At 72.4% G+C, this 23,662-nt stretch carries 27 protein-coding genes; 14 read left to right on the top strand and 13 right to left on the bottom strand.

From position 1 onward, the window contains the following. The 3 genes from BLQ62_RS20690 to BLQ62_RS20680 are packed head-to-tail and all read left to right on the top strand — an operon-like array spanning position 1 to position 1,273. Positions 1 to 462, top strand: a complete 462-nt coding sequence (locus tag BLQ62_RS20690) for a VOC family protein (RefSeq protein ID WP_068564253.1) — start codon at positions 1 to 3, stop codon at positions 460 to 462. Continuing rightward, a complete protein-coding gene (locus BLQ62_RS20685) occupies positions 459 to 788 on the top strand; it encodes an ArsR/SmtB family transcription factor (protein WP_115391316.1) in 330 nt (109 codons plus the stop codon). The genes BLQ62_RS20690 and BLQ62_RS20685 overlap by 4 nt, the downstream gene beginning before the upstream one ends. Beyond that, entirely contained in the window at positions 785 to 1,273 is a 489-nt protein-coding gene (locus BLQ62_RS20680) for an SRPBCC domain-containing protein (RefSeq protein WP_068564255.1), read from the top strand. Before BLQ62_RS20685 ends, BLQ62_RS20680 begins: the two co-directional genes overlap by 4 nt. An 11-nt stretch (positions 1,274 to 1,284) precedes the next feature. On the opposite strand, the gene BLQ62_RS20675 is transcribed toward BLQ62_RS20680, so the two are convergent. From BLQ62_RS20675 to BLQ62_RS20660, 4 genes are all read right to left on the bottom strand, one after another. Then, positions 1,285 to 1,686, bottom strand: a complete 402-nt coding sequence (locus BLQ62_RS20675; protein ID WP_068564257.1) for a hypothetical protein — start codon at positions 1,684 to 1,686, stop codon at positions 1,285 to 1,287. Between the two features lie 114 nt (positions 1,687 to 1,800). Continuing rightward, the gene (locus tag BLQ62_RS20670; RefSeq protein ID WP_068564259.1) at positions 1,801 to 2,784 is read right to left on the bottom strand and encodes an aldo/keto reductase; all 984 of its coding nucleotides are present in this window, start codon (positions 2,782 to 2,784) and stop codon (positions 1,801 to 1,803) included. 1 nt (position 2,785) lies between these two features. Next, positions 2,786 to 3,286, bottom strand: a complete 501-nt coding sequence (locus tag BLQ62_RS20665) for a MerR family transcriptional regulator (RefSeq protein ID WP_068564261.1) — start codon at positions 3,284 to 3,286, stop codon at positions 2,786 to 2,788. A gap of 45 nt (positions 3,287 to 3,331) precedes the next feature. Further along, positions 3,332 to 3,913 carry a mycothiol transferase gene (locus BLQ62_RS20660; protein ID WP_068564263.1) on the bottom strand — a complete coding sequence of 194 codons (582 nt, stop codon included), beginning with the start codon at positions 3,911 to 3,913 and terminating at the stop codon, positions 3,332 to 3,334. Positions 3,914 to 4,050: 137 nt separating this feature from the next. Here BLQ62_RS20660 and BLQ62_RS20655 point away from each other — a divergent pair, with 137 nt between their 5' ends. Further along, complete coding sequence (locus BLQ62_RS20655; protein WP_068564265.1) at positions 4,051 to 5,820, top strand: HNH endonuclease signature motif containing protein; 1,770 nt, start codon at positions 4,051 to 4,053, stop codon at positions 5,818 to 5,820. Positions 5,821 to 5,854: 34 nt separating this feature from the next. Here the strand turns inward: BLQ62_RS20655 and BLQ62_RS20650 are convergent, their stop codons facing one another. After that, complete coding sequence (locus BLQ62_RS20650) at positions 5,855 to 6,652, bottom strand: ABC transporter ATP-binding protein (RefSeq protein WP_068564267.1); 798 nt, start codon at positions 6,650 to 6,652, stop codon at positions 5,855 to 5,857. Positions 6,653 to 6,688: 36 nt separating this feature from the next. On the opposite strand from BLQ62_RS20650, the gene BLQ62_RS20645 reads away from it, so the two are divergent. Beyond that, complete coding sequence (locus BLQ62_RS20645) at positions 6,689 to 7,447, top strand: methyltransferase domain-containing protein (protein WP_068564269.1); 759 nt, start codon at positions 6,689 to 6,691, stop codon at positions 7,445 to 7,447. A 4-nt stretch (positions 7,448 to 7,451) separates the two neighbouring features. Here BLQ62_RS20645 and BLQ62_RS20640 read toward each other — a convergent pair whose 3' ends face one another. Continuing rightward, a complete protein-coding gene (locus BLQ62_RS20640; protein ID WP_068564271.1) occupies positions 7,452 to 8,357 on the bottom strand; it encodes a LysR family transcriptional regulator in 906 nt (301 codons plus the stop codon). 70 nt (positions 8,358 to 8,427) lie between these two features. On the opposite strand from BLQ62_RS20640, the gene BLQ62_RS20635 reads away from it, so the two are divergent. Together BLQ62_RS20635 and BLQ62_RS20630 are read left to right on the top strand one after the other, a co-directional pair. Further along, complete coding sequence (locus BLQ62_RS20635; RefSeq protein ID WP_068564273.1) at positions 8,428 to 9,654, top strand: MFS transporter; 1,227 nt, start codon at positions 8,428 to 8,430, stop codon at positions 9,652 to 9,654. A 14-nt stretch (positions 9,655 to 9,668) separates the two neighbouring features. Further along, positions 9,669 to 10,445: an LLM class F420-dependent oxidoreductase gene (locus BLQ62_RS20630; RefSeq protein ID WP_068564274.1), complete on the top strand. Its 777-nt coding sequence runs from the start codon at positions 9,669 to 9,671 to the stop codon at positions 10,443 to 10,445. On the opposite strand, the gene BLQ62_RS20625 is transcribed toward BLQ62_RS20630, so the two are convergent. From BLQ62_RS20625 to BLQ62_RS20600, 6 genes are all read right to left on the bottom strand, one after another. Continuing rightward, positions 10,411 to 11,649, bottom strand: a complete 1,239-nt coding sequence (locus BLQ62_RS20625; RefSeq protein WP_068564276.1) for a DUF418 domain-containing protein — start codon at positions 11,647 to 11,649, stop codon at positions 10,411 to 10,413. The genes BLQ62_RS20630 and BLQ62_RS20625 overlap by 35 nt on opposite strands. Before the next feature lie 64 nt (positions 11,650 to 11,713). Next, positions 11,714 to 13,009, bottom strand: a complete 1,296-nt coding sequence (locus BLQ62_RS20620) for an FtsX-like permease family protein (protein WP_139184266.1) — start codon at positions 13,007 to 13,009, stop codon at positions 11,714 to 11,716. After that, positions 13,006 to 13,791 carry an ABC transporter ATP-binding protein gene (locus BLQ62_RS20615; RefSeq protein ID WP_068564681.1) on the bottom strand — a complete coding sequence of 262 codons (786 nt, stop codon included), beginning with the start codon at positions 13,789 to 13,791 and terminating at the stop codon, positions 13,006 to 13,008. The genes BLQ62_RS20620 and BLQ62_RS20615 overlap by 4 nt, the downstream gene beginning before the upstream one ends. A gap of 114 nt (positions 13,792 to 13,905) precedes the next feature. Next, on the bottom strand, positions 13,906 to 14,544 hold the full coding sequence (locus BLQ62_RS20610; RefSeq protein ID WP_068564280.1) for a response regulator: 639 nt from the start codon (positions 14,542 to 14,544) through the stop codon (positions 13,906 to 13,908). Next, entirely contained in the window at positions 14,541 to 15,791 is a 1,251-nt protein-coding gene (locus BLQ62_RS20605; protein ID WP_068564283.1) for a sensor histidine kinase, read from the bottom strand. Before BLQ62_RS20605 ends, BLQ62_RS20610 begins: the two co-directional genes overlap by 4 nt. 62 nt (positions 15,792 to 15,853) lie before the next feature. Continuing rightward, positions 15,854 to 16,705 (bottom strand): class I SAM-dependent methyltransferase, encoded by an 852-nt coding sequence (locus BLQ62_RS20600; RefSeq protein WP_068564285.1) that lies wholly within the window; start codon positions 16,703 to 16,705, stop codon positions 15,854 to 15,856. Positions 16,706 to 16,841: 136 nt separating this feature from the next. Between BLQ62_RS20600 and BLQ62_RS20595 the strand changes: the two genes are divergently transcribed. From BLQ62_RS20595 to BLQ62_RS20570, 6 genes are all read left to right on the top strand, one after another. Continuing rightward, positions 16,842 to 17,426 carry a TetR/AcrR family transcriptional regulator gene (locus BLQ62_RS20595; RefSeq protein ID WP_068564288.1) on the top strand — a complete coding sequence of 195 codons (585 nt, stop codon included), beginning with the start codon at positions 16,842 to 16,844 and terminating at the stop codon, positions 17,424 to 17,426. Then, a complete protein-coding gene (locus BLQ62_RS20590; protein ID WP_068527621.1) occupies positions 17,423 to 18,169 on the top strand; it encodes a phosphoglyceromutase in 747 nt (248 codons plus the stop codon). The genes BLQ62_RS20595 and BLQ62_RS20590 overlap by 4 nt, the downstream gene beginning before the upstream one ends. A gap of 97 nt (positions 18,170 to 18,266) precedes the next feature. Next, positions 18,267 to 18,563 (top strand): GNAT family N-acetyltransferase, encoded by a 297-nt coding sequence (locus BLQ62_RS20585; protein WP_068564290.1) that lies wholly within the window; start codon positions 18,267 to 18,269, stop codon positions 18,561 to 18,563. A gap of 63 nt (positions 18,564 to 18,626) precedes the next feature. Then, the gene (locus tag BLQ62_RS20580; RefSeq protein ID WP_068564292.1) at positions 18,627 to 19,814 is read left to right on the top strand and encodes a sensor histidine kinase; all 1,188 of its coding nucleotides are present in this window, start codon (positions 18,627 to 18,629) and stop codon (positions 19,812 to 19,814) included. Further along, positions 19,811 to 20,500, top strand: coding sequence for a response regulator transcription factor (locus tag BLQ62_RS20575; RefSeq protein ID WP_068527631.1), 690 nt, complete (start codon positions 19,811 to 19,813; stop codon positions 20,498 to 20,500). Before BLQ62_RS20580 ends, BLQ62_RS20575 begins: the two co-directional genes overlap by 4 nt. A 58-nt stretch (positions 20,501 to 20,558) precedes the next feature. After that, entirely contained in the window at positions 20,559 to 21,575 is a 1,017-nt protein-coding gene (locus BLQ62_RS20570) for an NAD-dependent epimerase/dehydratase family protein (RefSeq protein WP_068564294.1), read from the top strand. A 127-nt stretch (positions 21,576 to 21,702) separates the two neighbouring features. Here the strand turns inward: BLQ62_RS20570 and BLQ62_RS20565 are convergent, their stop codons facing one another. Continuing rightward, positions 21,703 to 22,518: a DUF3109 family protein gene (locus BLQ62_RS20565; RefSeq protein ID WP_068564682.1), complete on the bottom strand. Its 816-nt coding sequence runs from the start codon at positions 22,516 to 22,518 to the stop codon at positions 21,703 to 21,705. A 48-nt stretch (positions 22,519 to 22,566) separates the two neighbouring features. Between BLQ62_RS20565 and BLQ62_RS20560 the strand changes: the two genes are divergently transcribed. Continuing rightward, the gene (locus tag BLQ62_RS20560; protein ID WP_068527636.1) at positions 22,567 to 23,526 is read left to right on the top strand and encodes a Ppx/GppA family phosphatase; all 960 of its coding nucleotides are present in this window, start codon (positions 22,567 to 22,569) and stop codon (positions 23,524 to 23,526) included. The last annotated feature ends 136 nt before the right edge of the window (positions 23,527 to 23,662 follow it).

Raw genomic sequence — 23,662 nt, 5'->3', positions numbered from 1 at the left:
ATGGATGACAACAACCTCGCAGCAGCAGTGATCTACCGTGACGCCCCGACCGCCCTGGAGTGGCTCGAGAAGGCGTTCGCGTTCGAGACGACGATGGCGATCGATCCGCCGCCGGACCAGCCGACGATGGGCCACTACGAGATGGACTGCGGCGGCGGTCGGATCATGGTCGGCTCGGAGTGGAGCGACTCCGCGAGGAGCCCCGCCAGCGTCGGCGGCGTGAACACCCAGTCGCTCCACATCCAACTCGACGGCGACATCGACGCGCATTGCGAACGGGCGCGCGCCGCCGGTGCGACGATCGTCCAGGAGCCGGAGGACCAGTTCTACGGCGACCGCACCTACCGGGCGGCCGACCTCGACGGCCACGTGTGGACCTTCGCGCAGCACCTCCGTGACGTCAGTCGATCCGAGGCGGAGGCCGCCATCGGTACGTCGATCCGGGCGAAGAACTGGTCGTGACGGCGCCCCAGCTGGACGCGACCCTCGCCGCGCTGTCGGATCCGGTGCGGCGCCGCGTCGTCGAACTCCTCGCGGACGGGCCCCGCCGGCCGGGGGAACTCGCGGAGGAGACCGGGGCCAGCCCGTCGACGCTGAGCAAGCACCTGCGCGTGCTGCGCACGTCCGGGCTGGTGACCGAGGAGCACCCCGCGCACGATGCGCGCGTGCGGATCTACACGCTGCGCTCGGCGCCGATGGCCGAGCTGCGCGGCTGGCTCGAGGCCGCCGAACGCGGCTGGGCGCAGCAGCTCACGGCCTTCCAGGATCTGCTCGCGGAGGAATCGTGACGCCGCCCGACGCCTCTCGTGTGCTGGTCGCGCTCCGCGTGCCCGCGACGCCGGAGCGGGCCTTCGCGACCTTCACCGACCGGATCGACGACTGGTGGGTGCACAACGGGCTGTTCCAATTCACCCGCGGCCGCACCGGCACGATGGTCTTCGAGACCGGGCCGTCCGGCCGGCTGGTGGAGCGGTACGACGACGGCACCGAGTTCGTGATCGGCACCGTGCACGCCTGGGACCCGCCGCACGGCTTCGTGATCGGCTGGCGCCAAGCCGGATTCACGCCGGACCAGGACACCGAGCTGCACGTGTCCTTCGCCGCGGTGCAGGCCGAACCGCCGTCCACCCGCGTGACGGTCCAGCACTTCGGCTGGGACACCATCCCGCCGGAGAACGCGGCGCGGCACGGCTTCCCGCTCCCCGTCTTCTCGCTCCGGTTCGCGCAGTGGTGGCGGGACCAGCTTGCGGGCCTCGCCGGTCGCGCCGGCTGAGCAGCGGCGCGTCAGGACGGCGCGAAGCCGAGTGTGGCGGGTACGCCCTTCGCGCGCGGCGCGGTGTAGTAGACGGTCACCGTCTGCCCCGGGAGCACGCGCACGGGCAGGTAGAGCCAGGTGAAGGTGGCCTTGTCCGTGTTACAGGCAACGCGCAGCAGTCGATCGCCCGCCTCCACCGTCAGCGTGTTCGTTCGCCACATCGTCATCACCGGCCACTGCTTGACCAGGCCGTCCACGGTGGCCCAGACCTCCGGGCCGTTGAATTCCAGCCAGGGGATCAGGTCGAGCGGGTTGCGGGTCCAGAAGAAGTCGACGATCCGATCGACGGTGTCAAACCGCTGCCAGAAGCCCTGCCGGCCGCGCCGGCAGTGAAGCACGATCTGTCCCGTCGCGCGCTGCGTCTCCTTCATCACGTGTGGATGCATCGGCCTCTCCCGGATTCCCGCAGGGCACCTCCCTGCTGACATCCACGATCAACCGAAACCCTTGGTGGCGCCTTGTCGGACGGTTGGTTCGCGCGCTGATCAGCGCTGCTGCAGCGTGCGCTGCGGCAGGCGACTGCCGACGGCGGAGAGCTCCGTCAGTTCGGCGAGCTGCGCCCCGCTGAGCGTGACGTCCGCGGCGCCGAGGTTGTCCGCGAGGTGCTTGCGGCGCGTGGTGCCGGGGATCGGGACGATGTCGTCCCCCTGCGCCAGCACCCACGCGAGCGCGACCTGGGCGGCGGTCACCGTCGAACCGGACGACGAGAGCTCGGCCGCGACGGCGTCGATCCGGTCGACGAGCCGCAGGTTCGCCTCCAGGTTCTCGCCCTGCCAGCGGGGGATCGAGTTCCGGAAGTCGTTCCCGTCCAACGCCGCCGCCACGGCCTTGCGGTCGGCGGTGAGCAGGCCCCGGCCGAGCGGGCTGAAGGGCACCAGGCCGGCGCCGACCTCGCGGGCGGCCTGCAGCGGACCGTCTTCGACGTCCCGGGTGAAGATCGAGAACTCGGACTGCAGCGCCGCGATCGGGTGCACGGCGGCGGCCCGCCGGATGTCGTCGGCCCTCGCCTCCGACAGGCCCAGCGCCCGCACCTTCCCGGCCGCGACCTGCTCCGCCATCGCGCCCACGGTCTCCTCGACGGGGACCTGCGGGTCGACGCGGTGCAGGTAGTACAGATCGATCACGTCCACGCCGAGCCGGCGCAGCGAGGCGTCGACACAACCCGCGACGCGCTCCGGACGACCGTCGATGCCGATCGGCCGCTGGTTCTCGTCGTTGACGAAGCCGAACTTGGTGGCGAGCACGATCCGCTCGCGATTCGCCCGCACGAACGGGCCGAGGAACTCCTCGTTGGCGCCGTTGCCGTACATGTCGGCGGTGTCGAAGAGCGTGACGCCGGCGTCGAGCGCCGCGTCCAGGGTGGCGCGGGACTCGTCGAGGTCGGGGGTGCCGTAGGCGTGGCTCATGCCCATGCAGCCGAGGCCGAGGGCGGAGACGCGCAGGTCACCGAGGGTGCGGGTGGGGAGCATGTCAGTCCTCCTGGGAGTGGGATTCGAAGGCGTCGGCGGTCTCGCCGGCGCAGGTGCCGAGCTCGCCGCCGTAGGTGGCGATCTTGTAGTCGATCACCGCGAGCGAGTACTGCAGTTCCTCGATCTGCGCGACGGTCCGCGCGCGGTGCGCCGTGAGCAGCGCGAGCCGGGCCGGCACGGTGGCCTCCCCGCCGTCGACGAGGTGCACGTACTCGGTGATGTCGGCGATCGGCATGCCCGAGAGGCGCAGCCGCGTCAGGAAGATGACGCGGGCGATCGCCTCGGGCCCGTACCGGCGGTGCCCGGCGCCGTCCCGGTCGACGGTGACGAGTCCGATCCGTTCGTAGTAGCGCAGCGTGTGGCCGGTGATGCCCACCAGCTCCGCCAGTTCGGCGACGGTGAGCGGTCCCTCCTGTGCGGGCCCCGCGAGGATCGCGGCGGCGTTGGGCAACGGCCCGCGCGAGCGGACGATGGCGGCGAGTTCATCGGTGTGTGCGACCACGTGAGCAACGCTAGGCCTTCGAGCGCACTCGAAGTCAACCGGAAATCACGCGGGCGGCGTCCAGGGCCGGACGTAGCCCAGGTCGCCCAGTCCCTCCGCGGCGGCGATGAGCGGATGACCGGTGGCGCCGTCGATCTGCTCGCGGATGATGTCGGCGTGGCCGGCGTGGCGGGCGACCTCCTCGATGACGTGCAGCAGTATCCAGCGCACCGTCCACCCCGTGAAGCCTTCGGGGAACCACGGCGCCGGCCGCGTGGGGGCCACCGCGTCGAGATCGGCCGAGTCCGCGACGGCGAGCACGCGCGCCGCGGCGGCGTCGTGGGCGGCGAGCAGCGACGCGAGCGTCTCGTCCGCGCCGAGCAGGAAGTCGTCGCCCTCGGCCATCGCGTCGAGCCGCGGATCGTGGAACGCTTCCGGTGCCGCCTCGGCACGCGCGGACCAGGCGTCCACGGTGAGCGCGACGTGCTTGAGCAGCCCGCCGATGCTGAGCGTGCTGCGGGTGGGTGCGAGTCGGATCTGCTCCTCGGTGAGGCCGAAGGCGGTGTGGCGCAGGCCGTCGAGCTGCTGGGTGAGGAAGCCGCGAAGGCCGGCGCGCTCCGTCTCGGCCGGGGGTGCCATGAACGGCATGAAGAACTCCTGACGGGGTCGGGTACGGCTCCAGTCAACCGCAGGCCACTGACAAGAATCATCAGGTTGCGATGTCACCGTAGAAAGACGGTGTCAAGACCTATCATCGTTCGATTTCTCTCCATAAAATGGAAAGCATGAGCTACTCGGACGACGCATTCACTCTGGGCCGGCGGGTGTCCACGCCGCTGCCCCCGGTGTTCGACGGTGCGGTGTCCGGGTTGAGCGCGGCGGGCGCCGTGGCGCGCCTTCGGGGTCTGACGGTGGAGCAGAACCGGTTGGAGGCGGAGCGGTCGGCAGTGCTGACCAGGCTCTACCAGCTGCGGGACGACGCGCGGCAGGTGCGTGCGGAATCCTCCCGCCGCTTCGTCGACGACTGGGACGAGTTGGTCGCGGAGGTCGGTGCCGCGCTGGGCACCGGCCGCACGGCCGCGGGCTCGGCGGTGCATCGCGGGCTGGATCTACGGGAACGCTGCCCGCGTCTGTTCGATCTGTTCGCCACCGGTGCCGTCAGTCCGACGCTGGTGCGCGAGGTGCTGCGGTCGTCGGCGGCGGTTCTGGACGAGCGGATCGTGCGAGCCTTCGACGAGCGGATCACCGGCTGGCTCACGGCCCGCAGTGGGCAGTCGCTCACGGTGCGGGCAGTCGCGGACGCGGCGAAGTCGGTCCTCGTCGGGCTCGATCCCGCGGCCGCACGCGAGACGCCGCCGTCGGAGCCGCGTGAGCGGATCGAGTTCCACGCGCGCGCCGACGGTCTGGTCGATCTCGAGGCCGTAATGCCGACGGATCAGGCACTGCGCCTGGCAGCCGCCGTGACTCCGGTCGCCCAGTCGGTGTGCCGGGCCGACGGCCGCACGCTGGGGCAGCGGCAGGTCGCCGCACTCGTCGCTCTCGCCGAGGGCTACGAGACGCTCGGCTGTCGGTGCGGCGCGGAGTCGTGCGAGCTGCGGGAGGCCCGGCCCCGCAGCGGCGCAGCGTCGCAGGAGATCGCCGCCCTGGCGGTGATCGTCCTCAACGAAACCGACCTGCCCGGTCCCGCGCACCTCCCCGATCCCGCGCACAAGGCCGGGCCCGCGCACAAGGCCGAGCCCGCACCCGACCCCGCACCCGCACCCGACCCCGCATCCGAGCCCGCGACCGCGGCGCACGACGTGGATCGCGGCGGTGGCGGCGCGGTGATCCTCACGGCGGAGCCCGGGATCACCGGCCCGGTCGCCGTCGAGCGGGCGCGCGATATGATCGCCCGTGCCCGGACGCAGTGGCGGGTCCTCGGCCGCCGCGACCCCGCCACCGGTGCGGTCCATGTCCGCGGCGCCGGCGGGTACCGGCCCACCTGGTACCAACTGCTGGTCATGCGCCTGACCTACCCCACCTGCGTCTTCCCCGGCTGCAGCACGCCGGCGGATCGCTGCCAGGCCGACCACGTCGCCGAGTACGACCACGACGATCCCTCTCAGGGCGGGGCGACCACCGTGGCCGGCCGCGACGCACCCGGAAACCTGGTGCCCCTGTGCGGCTTCCATCACCGCATCAAGACGGAGACCGGCTGGATCTCCGACGTTCTCCCTGACGGCACCGTCGAGTGGCGGCACCCCGCCGGTGGAATCCACACCGTCCCGCCCGGCGCGTCCCGGGCGCTGCTGCCCGGACTCGAACGGATCATCTGGGACGCCCCCGACCCCGGCCCGGCGGCACCGAAGAACCCCGACGGCCTGGCGTCCGCCGCCAAGCGCCGTGCCAAGGCCCGTCGTGCCCTCCGCGCTCGGAACAGGCTGTTGCGCCACGAACGCCGCGACCGGCGGAGGGCGGACGCCGAGGCCCGGGCCCGGGAACGCGAACGCGCCGCCGCCGAAGCCGCGGGCGAAACCTACGACGCCACAGCGCCGCTGTCGCCCCCGCCCTTCTGAGGACGGGGCGGCGGAACCGCGGCACCGGTGCGGCCTACGACCGCGCCGTCCAGCGGCCGTCCTGCCGGGTGATGCTGATCGGGTGATCGAAGGCGTGGCTGATCGCCTCGGTGGTGAGCACGTCGTCGACCGCCCCCGCCGCCGTGATGCGCCCGTCCCGGATGAGGACAGCGTGCGTGGTGGTGGTCGGGATCTCCTCGAGGTGATGGGTCACGAGGATCGAGGCGAGCTCGGGGTGGGCGCGCCGCGCACCGTCGACCGTGGTCAGCAGGCGCTCGCGGGCGGCGAGATCGAGCCCCGTCGCCGGCTCGTCGAGCAGGAGCAGGGCGGGGTCGCCCATCAGGGCGCGCGCGATGAGGGCGCGCCCGCGCTCGCCCTGCGAGAGTGTCGGCCACCGCGATTCGATGTGGCGCGACATCCCGAGGGTCTCGACGAGCGCCTCCGCGCGGGAGCGCTGCGCCTCGGTGGGCGCCCAGCGGGGCGGGAACTCCGGCGTGTTGGTCACGCCCGTGATCACCACGTCGCGCACCGTCAGCGGCTCGTCCAGGCGGTGCCGCGGGTTGACGTGCCCGATGTGGGTGCGCAGCTCGCGCATGTCCACCCGGCCGAGGCGCTTGCCCAGCACGTCGACGGTGCTGCGGGTGGGGTGGGTGACGGCGCCGCACAGCCCCAGCAGCGTGGACTTGCCGGCGCCGTTCGCGCCCAGGAGTACCCAGTGCTCGCCTCGGCGTACGGTGAGGGAGACGTCGTCGAGGAGGGCACGGCCGGTGCGGATCAGGTCCACGTGGTCGATGTTCAACACGTGCGGCGCACTCGTCGCGGTTTCGGTCACTGTCCACCTCTCCTCCGGAATTGATTGGATGATTGTATGACTTCGTCCCGATGGGATCCATCCCAGTACCTCCGTTTCGGCGACGAGCGCACGCGACCGTTCCTCGATCTGCTCGCGCGCATCCCCGGCGGGGCCCGCACCGTCGTCGATCTGGGCTGCGGCCCGGGCAACGACGTCGCGCCCCTGCGCGCCCGCTGGCCGGAGGCGACGATCCACGGCGTCGACTCCAGCGCGGAGATGATCGAGCGCGCCCGCGCCGAGGTCGCCGACCCGCGCACGAGCTTCGAGATCGGCGACGCCGCCGCCTGGCGTCCCGCGGGCGAGCGGCCCGACGTGATCGTCTCCAACGCGATGTACCAGTGGGTCGACCGGCACATCGATCTGCTGCCCGCCGCCGCCGACGGTGCCGCCCACGCCTTCGCGTTCCAGGTGCCGGGCAATCAGGACGCCCCCTCGCACGCGCTGCTGTGGCGCCTGGCGGCGGAGCACGGCGTCACCGACTTCCGCCGCATCGACGTCCGCGCCCCGGCCGAATACCTTGCGGCGCTGCTGCGACCGGGGTGGGAGGTGGACGTCTGGGAGAGCACCTACCTGCACGTGCTGCAGGGCGAGGATGCGGTCTTCGAGTGGATCTCCGGCACCGGCGCCCGGCCCGTGCTCGCGCGGCTCCACGGTGCCGAGCGCGAGGACTTCGTCACCCGGTACAAGGCGGAGCTGAACATCGCCTATCCGCCACAGGATTTCGGGACGGTGCTCCCGTTCCGCCGCATCTTCGCCGTCGCGGTTCGACGGTGAGCGGTCACTCCGCCTGCGCGAGCGCGTAATCCCGGAAGGCGCGCACCGCGCGGGGGAGCGCCGTGTCGGGGCGCCAGATGAGCCCCACCTCCCGCGTGGGCGCCGGCCCCGACATGGGGACCAGCACCATTCCGGGTGGCCAGAGCGGATCCTGGTCGACGGGTAGCAGCGCGACCCCGAGCCCCGCCGCCACGAGGCCCGCGACGGTGAACGACTCGGACGATTCGAAGGCGATCCGCGGTCGGAAACCCGCAGCGGCGCAGCGCTCCTCGAGGATGCGACGCAGGCCGAACTCGGGGTGCATCGTGATGAAGTCCGCGTCCGCGGCCTCCGACAGGTGCACGGACGCCCGGCCCGCCAGCGGATGCCCGGCGGGCACCGCGAGGGCCAGCCGTTGCACGGCGAGCAGGCCGAAGGCGACGGCGCTCGTGGCCGGCCGCGGCGAGACGATGGCGAGGTCCGCCTCGTCGGCGAGGACCCGCTCGGTCACGGTGCCGGCGGCGAACTGCGAGAGCGCGAAGCTCACCCGCGGCTCGCGCTCGCGGAACCCGGAGACCAGTCGCGGCACGAGCGCGACCCCGAAGGAGTGCAGGAACGACAGCCGGATGGTGCCCTGCGACGGGCTCCGCAGGTCGGCGATCTGCGCGCGGGCGGCCTCCAACTCGGCGTGCGCGCGCCGCGCGTGGTCGAGGTAGATCTCGCCGCTCGCGTTGAGCACCAGGCGCCCGTGCCGGCGGTCGAACAGGGGCGCACCGAGGTCCGCCTCCAGGCGCGCGAGGGTGCGCGAGAGCGTGGGCTGGGTGATCCGCAGCGCGGCCGCGGCGTCGGTCATGTGGGCGGTCTCGGCCAGCGTGATGAACCGCACGAGATCGTCCGAGGCGCTCGATCCGGGCCTGCCATCTGCGGTCATGCGTTGTTTCTATCAAGATTTGATGATCAATGCATTTCACACATCGACGATCGGGGAGCACGGTGAACCCATGAGCGCCACCGTCGACAGCCCCCGGACCGCGCCGCTGCGCGCGGGGACGCCCGCGTACCGTCGCACCACCCTGGCCCTGTTCGTGGCGGGCCTGACCACCTTCGGCTCGATGTACTCGACGCAGGCGGTGCTCCCGGAGCTGACCCGCGTCTTCGGCGCGGCCCCCGCGGTCTCGGCGCTCGCGGTCTCGGTGACCACGGGCCTGCTCGCCCTCGCCATCATCCCCGTCAGCGCGCTCTCGGAGCGCTTCGGCCGGACCCGGGTGATGACGGTGTCCGCGGTCGCCGCCGTCGTCCTCGGCCTGCTCATCCCGCTCGCGCCCACGCTGCCCGTGCTGCTCGTCCTGCGCGCGCTGCAGGGGATCGCGCTGGCCGGCGTCCCCGCGGTGGCCATGGCCTACCTCGCGGAGGAGGTCGACGGGCGCGACCTCGGCGGAGCGATGGGCCGCTACATCGCGGGCACCACCATCGGCGGGCTGCTCGGCCGCGTGGTGACGGCCGTCGGCCTCGACGTGCTGCCGTGGCGCGGCGCCATGGAGCTGTTCGCGATCGCCGCGGCCGTGCTCACCGTCGTGATGATCCGCACCCTGCCCCCGTCGCGCTTCCACGAGCCCGTCCCGGTCTCGGTGCGAACCACGGTGCGCGGCATGCTCGGTCACCTGCGCCGGCCGGAGCTCGCGACGCTCTTCGTGCTCGCCTTCCTACTGATGGGCGGCTTCGTCAGCGTCTACAACTTCCTCGGCTTCCGGCTGCTCGCCGAGCCCTTCGCACTCGCGCCCGCCGTGGTGGGACTGGTCTTCCTCATCTACCTCGCGGGCACCTGGTCCTCGGGGCGGGCCGGCCGGCTCGCCGACCGGATCGGGCGACGGCGCGTGCTGCTCGGCTCCGTCACGACGATGGGCGCCGGCCTGCTCGTCACGCTGCCGGACTCGACCCCCGCCGTGCTCGCGGGCATGGTGGTCTTCACCGCGGGCTTCTTCGCGGCGCACAGCGTCGCCAGCGGGTGGGTCGGCCTGCTCGCGACCGAGCACCGCGCCGAGGCCTCCTCCGGGTACCTGTTCTGCTACTACGCCGGCTCGTCGGTGCTCGGGGCATCCGGCGGCGCCGCCTTCGCCGCGCTCGGGTGGGCCGGGCTGGTGGTCGCGGTCTCGGTCGCCGTCGTCGCGGCGTTCGCGCTGGTCGTGGTGGTGCTTCCCGGTTCGGCCAGCGCGCCGGCGGAGCGCTGAGTAGCGTCGACGGCATGCGCATCGGAGTCCAACTTCAGCCCCAGCACTTCACCGAGTACCAGCAGCTGCGCGACGCCGTCGCCACGCTCGAGGACCTGGGCGTGGACGTGGTCTACAACTGGGACCACTTCTTCCCGCTCTCCGGCGACCCGGACGGCACGCACCTCGAGTGCTGGACGATGCTCGCCGCCTGGGCGGAGCAGACCTCCCGCATCGAGTTCGGCGCGCTGGTCACCTGCAACAGCTACCGCAACCCGGACCTGCTCGCCGACATGGCGCGCACCGTCGACCACATCTCGAACGGGCGCCTGATCCTGGGGATCGGCTCCGGTTGGTTCCAGCGCGACTACGACGAGTACGGCTACGAGTTCGGCACCGCCGGCTCGCGTCTCGACGACCTCGGCGCGGCGCTGCCGCGCATCACCGAGCGCTGGAGCAAGCTCAATCCCGCTCCCACCCGGGACATCCCGATCCTCATCGGCGGTGGCGGCGAGAAGAAGACGCTGCCGCTGGTCGCGCAGTACGCCTCGGTGTGGCACTACTTCGTGGACCTCGAGACCTACCGGCACAAGGCCGGCGTGCTCGCGCGCGCCTGCGAGCGCATCGGCCGCGACCCGAAGGACATCGCCCACAACGTCGCCATCCCGCGCGGGATGGGGGCCGACGGTGCGCTGGCCTTCGTCGATCAGCTGACCGCCGAGGGCGTCACCGAGTTCACCGCCGAGCTCGCGGCCCCGGAGTTCGACTACACCGTCATCAAGGCCCTCCTGCGCCGGCGCGACGCACAGTAGGCGCGGCGTCGCCGTCGCCCGCCGGCGCGCTCGGCCGCGGGCGGATCAGGAGCGTCGCGCGGTGCACCAGCGTTTCGAGCGGGCCTCGCCGCATCCGCCTCGTCCACGCGAGGGCGAAGACCACGAGTGCGGCGATCAATAGCACGAAGTACGTCCACAGCGACATGCCGCCGAGCGTGATCGCCTCCTCTCCCTCGAAGCGCATCGGCGGGAGTACCGCCAGGATCACGATGTGCAGGCAGTAGACGGTCAGCGCCATCGTCCCGGTGGCGATCAGCGGGCGCAGCGCCAGCCGCCCCCAGCGGCGTTCGCTGAGCGCGGTGAGGCCACCGAGGACCACCAGCGCGACGCCGATCGACCCGATGATCTCGAACGGCGTCCCCGAATGGGCGTTCGCGAGGGTCAGGTTCCACCACGACGTGGTCGTCGCCGCGCCGAACGACGGCGCGCTGAGCATCTGCTCGGCCGAGAGCCCCGAGCCCGCGAGGATCGGCTCCAGCACCGCCACCAGGCGCTCGCGCCCGCCGAGCACCGTCTGGACGAACCACGAGCCGCCGAAGCCTGCGGCGACGAGGGCCGCCCCGGCGGTGACCAGCCGGATCGGTGGCGTCGTTCCCGCGCCCCGGCGGCCGAGCGCCATCCCGGCCAGGACGAACGGCGTCCACGTCAGCGCGGGGTAGGCGCCGGTGAGCAGGAGCATCGTCAGCGCCCCGCCGGCGTCGCCGACGGAGAGCCACGACGGGGAACCACCGAATTCGTTGATCTCCATGTGCGACCGGATCGCGAACGAGGCGACCGGCCCGGCCACGGCGGTCGCGGCGGCGAGCGCCGCGAGAGCCGGGGCCCGCAGCCGCAGCAGCGGCAGGCACAACAGGAAGTACAGCGCGTAGTAGCAGAGGATCACCATCACCGACGTGCCCAGCGTCGCCAGGGTCAGGCCGAGCACCAGCAGGATCGCGGCGCGCACCCCGATCCGTCGCCGCGTCGTGGTCAGGTCGGCGGGCGGATGCGTTCCCCCGGACAACAGCGCCAGCGAGACGCCCGCGAGCACGGCGAACAGGGCGGCCGAGCGACCCTGGGCGAGGTCGAGCAGCCAGGTCGGACCGGTCGTGGGGTGGACGTGGACCAGGCACATGCCGAGCACGGCCAGGCCGCGGGCCGCGTCGACACCGAGCAGCCGGCCGGTGGTCGCGGGGGCGCTCATGCGCGGATCGTTTCGATCGGCGAGACCGCGGCGGCGCGACGCGCCGGGGTGATCGCGCTGGCGATCACCAGGCCCGCGGCGGCGACGATCGTGACGCGAGCGCGTTCCACGGCACGAACAGCACGTCGCCGGCGAACGGGATCAGTGCGCGCGCGCCGGCGGAGCCGATGACGACGCCGAGGACGATGCCGCACGTGACCGCCGCGCCCGCGATGGCCAGCGACTCGAAGACGGTGGTGCGGTAGACGTCGGTCCGGCGCAGTCCCAGCACGCGCAGCATGCCGATCTCGCGGCGGCGCTGCTCCACCCCGGCCGACATCACGCTCACATAGCCGATCGCGCTGATCACGGCGCTGATCACGGTGACGCCGATCAGCACGATGGTGGTCATGTCGATGAACCGCGCCACCTCGGGGTAGTCCTGCGCGGAGATCTCGCTCGCCAGAGCGGTTTTGACCGCCGTCGCGCCGGTGGCCAGCGTGATCACGAGCGTGACGCCCGTGAGGATGCCGATGGTCGAGCGGGTGGTGCGGTCGCGGTAGGCGTGGGCGTTGCTGCGCGCGACCGCCGCGGGGGCGGAGCGGCCGAAGAGCGCACCGATCCCGGCGACCACGAAGGGGAGCAGCACGGGGGCCCCGACGAGCACGCCGAGCGAGAGCAGGACCGCGCCGAGCGCGGCGAGCAGGATGCCGCTGCTGGACCCGCGCAGTGAGCCGAAGGCGGGGTAGAGCAGGGCGATCGCGCCGACGCCGAGCAGGACTGCGGCGCCGACCGTTCGGGTCGCCGTCGTCGAGGCGGCCGGAGCGGCGTGCTCGTCGGCGGCGGAAAGCGCCGATGCGGGGCTGACCGCGAGCACGGTGCGGCTCGCCGAGCGCGCCGCGAGGGCGGCGACGGCGATCGTGGCGAGCACGACCAGGGGAGTGAAACGGTCCGTGGCCCAGAAGCTCTCGTGTGGGATCGTGCCCCGGCTCACGAGGCGTCCGCGCACCCCGATCGCGAGGCAGCCGCCGGCGGCGGCACCCAGCAGCGCGGCGGCGGAGGCGACCGTGAGCACTTCGGTGACCAGTCGCCGCCGCAGCAGAGCGGACCGCGCCCCGAGCAGCCGCAGCAGCGCGATGTGCGGACGGATCCCGACGACGACGGTGCTCACGCCCGTGGAGATGACGATGGCGCTGACGTAGAGAGCCATCCCGATCAGCAGCGCTGAGAGGGTCAGCGCGATGGTGGCTCCCGCGGCGCCGCCGGCCGCGGCGAGCACGCCCGCGGCGACGACGAGCGCGACCCCGTACGCGGCGCTGAGACCCGAGACCAGCCCGACGGCGCGCAGGTCCCGGCGCGCGGTCAACCGTGGCGCCGTCACCGTGCGCCGCCTTCCAGCTCGACCATCATCGCCGCGATCCGGCCGGCGGGCATCGGCGCGTAGTCGCCCACGACCCGTCCGTCCGCGACCACCAGGATGCGATCGGCGTAGGACGCGGCGACCGGATCGTGGGTCACCATCACCACGGTCTGCCGGTACTGCGCGCACGCGGCCTTGAGGATGCTGAGAACCTCACGGCTGGTGCGGGTGTCGAGCGAGCCGGTCGGCTCGTCGGCGAAGATCACCTGCGGCCGCGCCGCCATCGCGCGGGCGATCGCGACCCGCTGCTGCTGCCCGCCGGACATGGCGCCGGGACGGCGGTGCAGCAGTCCCGTGATGCCCAGCGTCTCCGCGAGGTAGTCGATCCAGCCGGCGTCCTCGCCGGTGATGCGCGCCCCGCGCAGCAGGTAGGGCAGCTCGATGTTCTCCCGCGCCGTCATCGACTGCACGAGGTTGAACGCCTGGAAGATGAAACCCGCTGTGGCGCTGCGCAGGTCCGCCAGGGCATCGTCGGGCAGGGCCGTGATGGCGGCGCCGGCCAGGTGCACCTCGCCGTGCGTCGGCCGGTCGAGCCCGGCCGCGAGATTGAGCAGGGTGGACTTGCCGGAGCCCGACGGCCCCATCACGGCGGTGAAGCCACCGGGCGCGATGGTGAGATCCACGGCGTCGAGCGCGACGACGGTGGCGTCGCCGGAGCCGTAGGACTTGGTGACGCCGGCGAGGGCGACCACCGGGACGGAGCGGGGCGGGGCGAGGGTGCCGGAGGCGTGATCAGGATGCATGCCCCCATCGTCGGGGGCCGACGGTGCCGGATCGTCCGCCGCAGGGACCATCGTCGTACTCCGCAAGGAGGACATCGTGCGGTCGAGCGCTGGGGGACTACCCCGACGCGTGGCTCAGCGGAGCCCGTGCCGGTGGGCGTAGACGACGAGCTGAACCCGGTCGCGGAGGCCGAGTTTGGTGAGCACGCGGGAGATGTGGGTCTTGACGGTGGTCTCGGCGAGGAACTCCGACGCGGCGATCTCGGCGTTCGACAGGCCTTCGGCGGCGCGCAGGAAGATCTGCTGCTCGCGCTCGGTGAGACGATCGAACTCCGCTGGGCGCGTGCGCTCCGGGGCGCGTTCGGTACGCGAGAACAGGCTCCGGGCCGCGGACGCCGCGACCACCGTGTTGCCCGCCGCGACGTCGCGGATCGCGGCCAGCACGAACTGCGGCTGCGACTCCTTGAGCAGGAACCCGGCCGCCCCGGCCTCCATCGCGCGCGCGACCGCCTCGTCGTGGTCGAAGGTGGTGAGCATGACGATCGCGGGCGGGTCCGGCTCGGCCATGATGCGGGTCGTCGCGTCGATGCCGTCGATGTTCGGCATCCGCACGTCCATCAGGAGGACGTGCGGGCGCTGCTCGCGCACCAGCGCACGGGCTTCGACGCCGTCCGCGGCCTCCCCGACGTGCGCCATGTCGGGCTGGCTGTCGATGAGCATCGCCAGGCCGCTGCGGAACATCGCCTGATCGTCGACCACGGCCACCCGGATCATGACGTTTCCTCCTGCTCGGTGTGCTCGGTGTGCTCGGGGGGCTCGGCGGGCCGGTCCGGCACGGTCACGACGGCGCGCCACCGTCCGGCGTCGGCCGACGCCTCCAGGCTGCCCCCGACCTCGGCGAGCGCTTCCCGCAGGCCGACGAGGCCGTTGCCGCCGCGCGGGAACGACGACGGCGCGGCGGCGATCGTGTTGGCGACGGTGACCGTCGTGCGACCCTCGGACCGCTCGTGCACGAGGGTGATCGGTTCGGCGTCGTCGCCGTGCTTGGCGGCGTTGATGATCAGCTCGGGCAGGGCCCGGGTGGCGTCGGTGCGGTGCACCCAGTCGGGGAGCGGGGGCGCGCCGGCACCGTCGAACCGGATGACGCACCCCGACTCGGTGAGCCGGCCGACGAGGTCCTCGAGGTCCTGCGCGGCGGCGTCGCGCGTGGACGGCGCGCCGTCCCCGGTGCGCAACCGCCCCAAGAGGATGCGGACGTCGGCGAGGGCGTCGCGGGCGATGTCGCCGATGGTCTCGAGCGCCGCGCCGGCCCGGGCGGGGTCGGTGTGCTGGATGTAGCGGGCGCCCTGGGACTGCATCACGATCACCGCGAGGGAATGCGCGACCACGTCGTGCATCTCGCGGGCGAGGCGGTTGCGCTCGCGCTCCTGCTCGAGCAGTCGATCGGCCCACACCTGCTCGGCGCGCGCGGCGCGGACCTCGGCGGCCGCCGTGCGCTGCCGCTGCACCAGGCCGATGACGTAACCGATGAGGCACACCATCGCCGCGGCGACGGCGACGAACCCGATCACGCTCCACAGCTCGCCGGGGGCGCGGACGAACTCGGGCCACGCCATCCGGACCACCCACAGAGCTCCGGTGAGGCCGCCCGCCGCGATGCCGATCGCACCCACGGTGCGCCACAGGCGCTCCCGGGATGCGCCGAGAGTGGCGAAGACCACGGTGTAGCCGATCACGACCGCGATGGGGCCGGCGGGGCGGGCCGCGACGAACAGGCCGCCCGCCGCGATCGCCAGCACCGTCGCGGTGGCGATCGATGCGTTGCGCAGGAGCACCGCCGCGGCGAGCGCGGCCACGGCGATCCAGAACGCGGGGGACTCCCACCCGCTCGCGCCGAGGTCGTCGAACTGCAGCGCGCCGCAGGCGAACACCACGACGGCCCACAGCACGTCGCGCACCCGCACGCCGCTCGCACGCACCCGGGCGCGCAGCGTCACCGGCTCCGCTCGCTCGTTCCCCACATCGCCAGACTATCGGCCGCGCCCGTGGGCGCGCCGCGCGCGCGGCGGCCGGGGCGAGTGGATCAGGGGGCGGGCGTGAGGGTCACGACGGCGCTGTACGGCGCGTCGCCGGGGGCGCGCGGATCCGGTTGTGGCGCTGCGGCGAGGCGACGCGCGTCGGGGGTGTCGAGGCGGCCCAGTGCGACCGCGGCCGGGAAGATCGGCTCGATCCGCTCGGCGCACCAGCCGCGCCGCTCGAAGTGGGCCACCCCGTCGGCCGGGAGGAAGCGCCACGGCGCCGACCGCAGCAGGCCTCGATTGCGTTCGGCCACCAGCGAACCCACGCCCGCCGTGCTGAGGTCGAAGCACCAGCGGTCGACTCCCGCGGCCAGCAGGTCGGCCGCGAGCGCATCCGCCTCGTCGGGCGAGAGGTACATGATCAGGCCCTCCGCGAGCACCAGCGTCCGGCGCCCCCGCAGGCCGTCGAGGACCGTCGTGACACGGCCCGCGGCCAGGTCGAGCGGCACGCGCCGCACCCGGCAGCGGGGCGTCTCGCCGGCGAGCGCCGCGTCCTTCTCGGCGATCAGTGCCGGCAGGTCGACTTCGATCCACTCGAGCTCGGCGGGCAGATCCAGCCGGTACGGGCGCACGTCCAGCCCGGCCCCCAGGTTGACGACCGTCTCGACGCCCGCGTCGACGGCGTCCCGGACGGCCCGGTCGAGGAGCACCGTGCGGGCCACCAGGTACCAGCCGTCGCCACCCGCGGAGGCCGGTTCCGCGGCGGCGCGCGCGGCGATCTCGCGCCCGCGGGCCCCGGCCAGGCGGGCCGCGAGACGGTCGTGGAACAGCGCGTCCGGTCGCGCGGATTCGACGGCGCGCTGGTGCGCGACCCAGCGCGCGGTGTCGTCGACGGCGCGGACTCCGACATCGGTCATGACCCTCCCCTATCCTCTATGAAAGTAGAGTCTCTATAGTTGTAGAGGAAGGCGGAGGTGTGCGCAATTCCCTGCGGTTCCGGCGACGACGACCAGCCGTTTCGCCGCGGAAACCGCAGAAGACGCGAGGGGGAGCATGGACGAGCGACGGACGGCGATCTGCGAGGCGGCACTCGATCTCGCGGCCGAGGGCGGGAACCGGGCGGTGACGCACGGCGCCGTCGACCGGCGGCTCGATCTGCCCAAGGGGTCCACGTCGTACTACTTCCGCACCCGCTCCGACCTGCTCCGTGGCGCGATCGGGCACCTCGCCGTCCGCTCCCGCGCCGCCTTCGACCGGGCCGCGCCCGAGGCCGTCGATCTCGAGACGGCGGCCACGGTGATGGCCGCACAACTCGACCTGCTCCTGGGTGGGCGCCGGCGCGACGCGCTCGCCCGCTACGCCTTCGCTCCCGACGCCGCGACGGAGGATCTCGCGGAACCCCTCGCGACCTGCTTGTTCTCGGTGCCGCTCGCCACCGGGCTGTTCGCCGCACTCGGCGCGGCGGAGCCGGACGAGGCGGCGCGCGACCTCGTCAGCCTGATGGAGGGCCTGCTCTTCGACCGGCTGTACGGCGCCCGGTCGCTCGGCGGCCTCGTCGCCGCCACGGAGCGCAGCCGCGCGGACCTGCGCGGTCCCCTCCGGCGCTTCCTCGCCTCCCGACTAAACTCCGTGCCATGACCTACGGCACTCTGATCCTGCTCCGTCACGGCGAGAGCGAGTGGAACGCGTCCAACCAGTTCACCGGCTGGGTCGATGTGGCGCTGACGGAGAAGGGCCGCGGCGAGGCCGTCCGCGGCGGCGAGCTGCTCAAGGAGGCCGGCCTGCTGCCGGACGTCCTGTACACCTCGCTACTGCGTCGCGCGATCACCACGGCGAACCTCGCCCTGGACGCCGCCGATCGGCACTGGATCCCGGTGGTCCGCGACTGGCGCCTCAACGAGCGGCACTACGGCGCGCTGCAGGGCCTGAACAAGGCGGAGACCAAGGACAAGTACGGCGACGAGCAGTTCATGCTGTGGCGCCGCAGCTACGACACCCCGCCGCCCGCGATCGACCCGGCCGGCGAGTACAGCCAGACCGAGGATCCGCGCTACGCGCACCTGCCGCAGGTGCCGCTCACCGAGTGCCTGCTCGACGTGGTCAAGCGCTTCGTGCCCTACTACCAGGCCGTCATCGAGCCGCAGCTCGCGCAGGGCAAGACGGTGCTGGTGGCCGCGCACGGCAACTCGCTGCGCGCGCTCGTCAAGCACCTCGACGGCATCTCCGACGCCGACATCGCGCAGCTCAACATTCCCACCGGCATCCCGCTGACCTACACCTTCGCCGAGGACGGCACCGTCGCCAACCCCGGCGGCACCTACCTCGACCCCGAGGCCGCCGCCGCGGGCGCCGCTGCGGTCGCCAACCAGGGCGGGAAGTAGCACTCAGACCACACGAGGGGCGGTACCGAGGAAATCGGTACCGCCCCTTAAGTCTTTCCTCAGGCTCCGGGGCGGCCGAGGCGATAGGTTGGACGACATGGCTGACGTGTCTGTGACCAATTCTCCGGAGCAGGAGCGCTACCTGCTCACCGTCGACGGGGAGCAGGCCGGTTACCTCGACTACGTGGACGAGGTGGACGTCCGGCTGCTCACGCACACCGTCGTGGACGCCGAGTACGGCGGCAACGGCTACGCGGCCGTGCTGACCAAGGCGGCTCTCGATGACGTCAAGGAGTCCGGGAAGAAGGCGCGCGCCGTCTGCTCCTATGTGGCGAGCTACGTCGCGAAGCACCCCGAGTACGCCGCCGTTGTCGAGGACGCCGCCGAGCGGTAACCCGTTGTTCACCAGTCGTTCCCGATGTGAAGAAACGTAGGCGGACGTGGGTACACTGACCGCGTGACTGTGGCCCTCTGTGTGGTGTCCGCCCTGGTGGGCGCCCTCATCGGATGGTTCGCGCGGCGCGTGCGGCAGCGGGTCATCACCGCCGCCCCGACCGGTCCCACCCGGCTGACGGTGGCCGAGCTCAACCGCGCGGTGATCCGCGAGTCGCCCACCGGCCTCGTGGTGGTCGACCGGTTCCGTGACGTCATCACCTCGAACGCCCGCGCCGAGGAGTTCTCCCTCGTGCGCGAACAGCTCCTCGACGACCGCGTCTGGGAGGCCGCCTCCCGCGTCCTCGAGACGGGGATGCCCGCCACCGTCGAACTGACGGTCGCGCGCCGCTCCGACCGGGCGAGCATCGCGGTGCGCTGCCGGGTCGAGCTGATCCAGGGGATCGAGCCCGACGAGCAGTACGCCGTGGTCTACGCCGACGACGACACCGAGAACCAGCGCATGGAGGCCACCCGCCGCGATTTCGTGGCGAACGTCTCCCATGAACTCAAGACGCCCGTCGGCGCGATCGGCCTGCTGGCGGAAGCGCTGCTGGAATCCGACGACGATCCGGACGCGGTGCGGCACTTCGGCTCCCGCGTCCTCGTCGAGTCGACCCGGATGGGCAACATGGTCAACGAGCTGATCGCGCTCTCGCGGCTGCAGGGCGCCGAGAAGCTGCCCGACCTCGGCAGCGTCGAGGTCGACGACGTGGTCGGCGAGGCCGTGGCCCGGGCCCAGGTGGCCGCGGAGGCGCACAACATCGAGCTCATCGTCGACGCCCCCTCCGGCGTGGAGATCCGCGGCGACGACACCCTGCTGCTCACGGCGCTGTCGAACCTCATCTCCAACGCGATCGCCTACTCGCCGCAGAACACCCAGGTCTCGATCAGCCGCCGCAGGCGGACGGTCGACGGCACGGCGTCGATCGAGATCGCGGTGACCGACCGGGGCATCGGCATCGCCCCCGAAGACCAGGAGCGCGTCTTCGAGCGCTTCTTCCGCGTCGACAAGGCGCGGTCCCGGATGACCGGCGGTACCGGACTCGGTCTCGCCATCGTCAAACACGTCGCCGCGAACCACGGCGGCACCATTAGGCTCTGGAGCAAACCGGGCATGGGTTCGACCTTCACGCTGGTGCTGCCGGCGCCGGTCGACCCGGGTGCGGAACCTGCAGAGCGCGATGACCACAGTGAGGATGTAGTGCGGTGACACACGTACTGATCGTCGAGGACGAGGAGTCGCTGGCCGACCCCCTCGCGTTCCTGCTCCGCAAGGAGGGGTTCGAGACCACCGTCGTGACCGATGGGGCCGAGGCGCTGCGGCACTTCGACTCCGCCGGGGCCGACATCGTCCTGCTCGACCTGATGCTGCCCGGCATGAGCGGCACCGACGTGTGCAAGCAGCTGCGCGCCCGCTCGTCCGTGCCGGTCATCATGGTGACCGCGCGCGACAGCGAGATCGACAAGGTCGTGGGCCTCGAGCTGGGCGCCGACGACTACGTCACCAAGCCGTACTCGGCGCGCGAGCTCATCGCCCGCATCCGCGCGGTGCTGCGCCGCGGCGCCGACACCGCCGCCGCGGACGGCCTGGACGACGGGGTGCTCGAGGGCGGCCCCGTGCGGATGGACGTCGAGCGGCACGTCGTGACCGTCGCCGGCGAGGCCGTGACCCTGCCGCTCAAGGAGTTCGACCTGCTCGAGTACCTGCTGCGCAACAGCGGCCGCGTGCTCACCCGCGGGCAGCTCATCGACCGGGTCTGGGGCGCCGACTACGTGGGCGACACCAAGACCCTCGACGTGCACGTCAAGCGCCTGCGCAGCAAGATCGAGGCCGACCCCGCCAACCCGAAGCACCTGGTCACCGTCCGCGGGCTGGGCTACAAGCTGGAGCCGTAGACACTGCTGTGAGCAGCGCCGGCTCGCGCGGAGCCGCCGGCCGGTGCAGCGTGTGGGTATGAGACTGCTCGTACTCGGCGGCACGGCCTTCTTGTCCCGCGAGGTGGCGGTCGCCGCGCTGTGGGCCGGTCACGAGGTGGTCTGCGCAGCGCGGGGCGCATCCGGGTGCGTGCCGGACGGTGCACAGCTCGTCCGGTGGGACCGATCCTCTGGGCCGGTTCCGTCCGCACTGTCCGACGGTGCTTTCGACGCCGTCGTGGACGTGGCCGGAACGCCGACATGGGTACGGTCGGCCGTCGCGGCGCTGCCCGCCGCGCACTGGGTGTTCGTCTCCACTATCAGCGTGTACGCAGATTCTGCGACGCCGGGCGGAACACCCGCGACACTGCCCCTCCTGAACGCCGCCGAGACGGACCTCGACCCGATCTCGAGCGCGGAGGCGTACGGCGCGACGAAGGTGGCGTGCGAGGCCATCGTGCGGGCCCGGTACCCCGGCGCGGTGGTGGTGCGGCCGGGCCTGATCGTGGGCCCCGGCGACCCGACGGGGCGGTTCTCCTACTGGCCGGCGCGACTCGCACCGCTGGCCGACGGTGACCGCGTGCTCGCACCCGGCGCTCCTGATGCGCGGGTCCAAGTGATCGACGTGCGGGACCTGGCGCAGTGGCTCGTCCTCCTCGCGGAGCGGCGCACCGCAGGAACCTTCGACGCGGTCGCCGCCGCGACGCCGATGCGGGCGTTCCTCGATCAGACGGCAGCCGGCGTCGGAGTGGCGCCGAAATGGTGCTGGGCGACCGATGACTTCCTATCCGGCCACGGAGTCCAACCGTGGACGGGACCGCGCTCGCTCCCGCTGTGGCTGCCGCGGCCCGCCTACGGCGGCATGCTCGATCACGACGCGTCGTTCTCCGCGGCCGCGGGGCTGCGGGCCCGGAGCCTGGTGGACACCGCGCGGGACACGGCTGCATGGCTCCGTGGGAACCCCGCGGCCGTGGTGACGGGAATCTCGCGGGACGAGGAGAGGGACCTGCTCGACGGGCTGTGCGGGTCCGTTGCCGGGCGCGCGCCGTCCGAGTAGATGGCGGCCGGTGCGGCTATCCCCAGGTAGGTAGCAGCCGATTCAGACGTTCTGCCAGGAAGGCTTCTGGGGTAATGCTGGTAAGTCCGGCGGGGAGCCGTGGTGGCCTGACGCCGTCCGCGTCGGATCAGAGCTCGACGTACTTCATGTCGAAGCTCTGCCGCTCGGTGGCGGCGGCGGTGGCGGGGTGTACGGCGACCAGGCGGTCCTTGCGCGCCTCGCACTCGCGGGCCAGCGCGGCGTAGGCCTGCTCGCCGAGCATCTCCGTCAACTCCGGGGCATAGCTCTGCCACACCTGCTGCGCGCCGACGTGCGCCTCCGGCGAGCCCGAGCAGTACCACTGCAGGTCCAGGCCGCCCGCGCCCCACCCGCGCCGGTCGTACTCGCCGATGGTCGTGCGCAGGATCTGCTCGCCGTCGGGCCGCTCGATCCACTCCTGGGTGCGCCGGACGGGCAGCTGCCAGCACACGTCGGGCTTGACGGTGAGCGGCTCCACGCCGGTCCGCAGCGCCATGGCGTGCAGCGCGCAGCCCTCGCCGCCGGGGAAGCCCGGCCGGTTGAGGAAGATGCAGGCGCCCTCGTAGCGGCGGGTGCGCAGGGCCGGCTCGTCGTCGAGGTCGTCCTCCTCGAGGTAGCCCTTCGTACCGAGCCCCTTGCCGCGGAACTGCCAGTCGGCGTCCGTGAGCTTCGCCACGGCCTTCTTGAGCCGCTTCTTGTCGTCCTTGTCCGAGAGGAAGGCGCCGTGGCTGCAGCAGCCGTCGGTCTCGCGGCCCGGCTCGATCCCGTGGCAGGACGCCGTGCCGAACATGCAGGTCCAATGCGAGAGCAGCCACGTCATGTCCGCGGCGATCAGGTGCTGCGGATCCGCGGGATCCGCGAACTCCAGCCACTCCCGCGGGAAGTCCAACGGGACCTCCGGGACGGGACGTCGCAGGCCGGGCATCGGAAGGTCGGTCACAGGGGCCACCGTAGTCGGGTCTAGATTGGCGGGGTGAGATTGGGAGTCCTCGACATCGGGTCCAATACGGTGCATCTCCTCGTGGTCGATGCCCACTGGGGCGCGCATCCGACACCGATGAGCTCGACCAAGGCCACGCTGCGGCTGGCCGAGAAGATCGAACCCAGCGGCCGGCTCAGCCAGGCCGGCGAGGACGCGCTCGTGGAGTCCGTCGAGGAGTTCACGAAGATCGCACGTAGCTCCGGCTGCTCCGAGGTCATGGCCTTCGCCACCTCCGCGGTCCGCGACGCCAGCAACACCGACACGGTGCTCGCCCACGTCAAGCAGGCCACCGGCGTCGACGTCGAGGTGCTCTCCGGCGTGGACGAGTCGCGTCTCACAGCGCTCGCGGTGCGCCGCTGGTACGGCTGGAGCGTCGGCCGCGTGCTCAACATCGACATCGGCGGCGGCTCCCTGGAGCTGAGCAACGGCGTCGACGAGGAGCCGGACGTCGCGCTCTCGCTGCCGCTGGGCGCGGGCCGGCTCACCCGCGAGTGGCTGCCCGACGACCCGCCCGGCCGCCGTCGCGTGGGCATGCTGCGCGACTGGCTCGACGCCGAGATCGCCCCCGCCGCCGCCCGACTCGAGGCCGCGGGCACGCCCGACCTCGTGGCGGGCACGTCGAAGACGATGCGCACGCTCGCGCGCCTGACCGGTGCGGCACCGTCCTCCGCGGGACCGCGCGTCAAGCGCACCCTGACGGCCAGCGGACTGCGCCAGCTGATCGCGTTCATCAGCCGGATGACGGCGGCCGACCGCAAGGAGCTCGAGGGGCTGAGCTCCGATCGTGCGGGCCAGATCGTGGCCGGCGCGCTGGTCGCGGAGGCCGCGATGCGGGCGATGAACGTCGAGGCGCTCGACATCTGCCCGTGGGCGCTGCGCGAGGGCGTGATCCTGCGCTACCTCGACACCCAGGCCGGTTTCACGCCGGAGAACGGCGCGAAGTCCCATTAAGGGCACGAAGTAACATCGTGTGCCGCCGCGTGTGCCGTCACGGTAGTGCCGCGGTGTACCAGTAGAATCTGCGAGAAGACCACACAGGCGTGGGTGGCGGTTGTGACAATTCCGGCACGCGCGCGGCCCACGAGGC

It is taken from the genome of Tsukamurella pulmonis, assembly GCF_900103175.1.
GTDB classification, from domain to species: domain Bacteria; phylum Actinomycetota; class Actinomycetes; order Mycobacteriales; family Mycobacteriaceae; genus Tsukamurella; species Tsukamurella pulmonis.
The sequence above is the reverse complement of the archived record's forward strand: the minus strand, read 5'-3'. Positions and strand labels throughout refer to the sequence as shown.